Here is a 2,514-nt window from a genome sequence, read left to right as displayed (position 1 = left end):
CGCAATGATTGATGGCATGTTGAATAGCTTCGCGCTCTATTTGCCACATTGGACGAATAGCACCTTCGCTTGTTGTAAATGCGGGCGTCATCGGATCGTTGTTAGCGGGGACAACTGAGGATTGCTCCAACTCTTCCGGTGTAATAGGTGGCAACTTAGCTTCTGGTGCTTCCACAACAGCAGCTTGGGGCGCAGCTACTCGAATAGGTGTCACTGATTTCGTGGCTTGAGCTGCGTCTACTTTATTAATCGGAGGCGGTAACATGTCTTTGGTCACGCTCGTTTCATTGTTCAACACCACGATGTTACGGATGATGTTTTGCAACTGACGTACGTTGCCCGGCCACGCATAACGTTTAAGTAGATTCTGCGTTTCTTTGTCTATTGATTTGAACTTCTTCTTGTCTTGCTTCGCGTACAGCTTCAAGAAGTGATTAGACAGGGTGACAATGTCACTTCCTCGTTCACGAAGCGGTGGCATCTCGATAGGCACAACGTGAACACGATAGTAAAGGTCTTCTCTAAAGCGTCCTTCTTCTACCTCAACCAGTGGATCGCGGTTGGTCGCACAGATAATTCTGACATCCACTTTAATCTCGCGGTTGCCACCGAGTGGGGTAAACGTACCGGTTTGCAAAAATCGTAGGAGCTTCTTCTGCATCTCCAGTTCCATTTCACAAAGCTCATCGAGAAATAGGGTGCCGCCATGCGCTTGCATTGCGGCACCTTTACGGTCGGTTGTCGCACCGGTAAATGCACCTTTAACGTGACCGAAGATTTCACTTTCCATTAGGTCTCGAGGGATAGCACCACAGTTAATAGCAACGAAGGGCTTACTGTTGCGCTGGCTCTCTTGGTGAATCGCTTCCGCACACACTTCTTTACCCGTACCACTTTCACCGTTAATAAACACGCTGGCGGTAGTTGGTGCTACCGAATCGATAATTTTGTAAACCGCTTGCATAGGTAGGCAAGAGCCGATGAAATTATGAAAGCGGTCACGATCGAACTTGCTTTGCATGTCATCGACAAGGTTCTCTAGCTTAGCTCTTTTTAGATGTAAGCGAACAGAGGTCTTTAGTCGGTCGGCTTGAATGGGCTTCTCTAAGAAGTCTTCCGCACCGCGCTGGATAAGGTCTACAGCAATGTTTACTGAGCCATGTGCCGTCGCGATAATGACGGCGGTTGGTATTTCGTTCGTACTAATCCAATCTAAGACTTCTTCCCCTGGCATGTCGGGCAACTTAAGGTCGAGAATAACAAGCTGTGGAGAGTGCCTTTCAATGAAGGTCTTAGCTTCCACGCCGGTTTCGACGTGGAAGATATCGTAGGGCTCGTCCTTTACGTACTGCTTGTAGAGTACGGCGAGTGAGGTGGAGTCTTCAACTAACAATACCTTAGGGCGCATTGTGTATTCCTTTTGAAACTTTATCCTAACCAATCAATAACATAGTGATATGGAACCATCAATACGAGTCTTGTGTATTTGTTATCTACCGCATGCAATCTTTTAAGGCGCGGTGTGTAGAATTTCCCGCATTGCTACTCATACTGGTTCGCATCTTTATGGGGACTATATTAATAACGACTATGTTGAGTTTTTATCTGAACATCCAAAGTTAACTGAAGCCTGCCTGTTTCCTGTCAAGCAAGGCTTTGATTGAACGCTCTGCGAGTTCTAGTAATTCGTCAACTTGCAGAAATGCCGCATCGTGACTCTGTTCTAGACACTGCTTCTCTAAAGCGCGAGCTAACTCACCCAAAGGGCGATTACCTAATGAGAGTGCGGTGCTGCCAAGAGTATGAACCTCGAACTCAAGTGTTTGAGCGTCGTGCTGAGCGACAGCCTCTTTTATGGCGACCAAGCGTGTTTGTGATTCTTCGACATAATGGTCGATCAAGATCGGGATAATATCCGCACTTGTATCTCGAATCATTTGCTCTAGAACGCTTTCATCAACAAGCTCGCTAACTTCTTGTGAGTTTAGATGTGCAGCTGTGTCTGACGCTAAAGTGGAATTCATCAAACTAAGTCCTTTTGTTGAGCGTAATATCCGTGAGTACTATTAAGTTTTAGTCATTTTCTAGAATAATTTCAACTGCTTGCCTTATAAACAAAGCAATTAATTGCCTTCTCGCCCGAATTGCCACTATGTTTGTGACAAACCTAACGAACTGATTTAAATTTGTTTTCTCTTATGAAATATAAACTTAGGCACCTATTAGCCTGGGTACTAGTAAGCTTAAAGGGGAGAGTGCAGGACAAAGCGAGGCCGATACACATAAAAAAGACCACTGCAGTTACTAACAACAGTGGTCTTAGAGCAGGTTAACTCGCTTGGGCTAAGCTAAGTAGCTATAACCCACATCCCTATAACCCAAATAGCGATAATTTAAACAGCCGTGCTTTAAATATCGAAAAGTAGAACTACGAAGCTTTATCAATCTTTGGCTTTGGGTCGGTTTCTACTTCTTCCTCGCTACTTTCAGAGAAGATATCAGCAACAGCGCTTC

At 45.2% G+C, this 2,514-nt stretch carries 2 protein-coding genes; both read right to left on the bottom strand.

Translation table 11 applies throughout. The features are described 5' to 3' along the window. Positions 1 to 1,408 (bottom strand): sigma-54-dependent transcriptional regulator (locus AB4653_RS26585; RefSeq protein ID WP_372105723.1); only part of this gene is annotated, 1,408 nt, incomplete at its 3' end. A gap of 211 nt (positions 1,409 to 1,619) precedes the next feature. Continuing rightward, positions 1,620 to 2,024, bottom strand: coding sequence for an Hpt domain-containing protein (locus AB4653_RS26580; protein WP_009846763.1), 405 nt, complete (start codon positions 2,022 to 2,024; stop codon positions 1,620 to 1,622). Positions 2,025 to 2,514: the final 490 nt, after the last annotated feature.

The organism is Vibrio sp. 10N.222.48.A3, assembly GCF_041475345.1.
GTDB classification, from domain to species: domain Bacteria; phylum Pseudomonadota; class Gammaproteobacteria; order Enterobacterales; family Vibrionaceae; genus Vibrio; species Vibrio tasmaniensis_A.
Note: the sequence above shows the minus strand (reverse complement) of the source record. Positions and strands in the feature narration are given on the sequence as shown.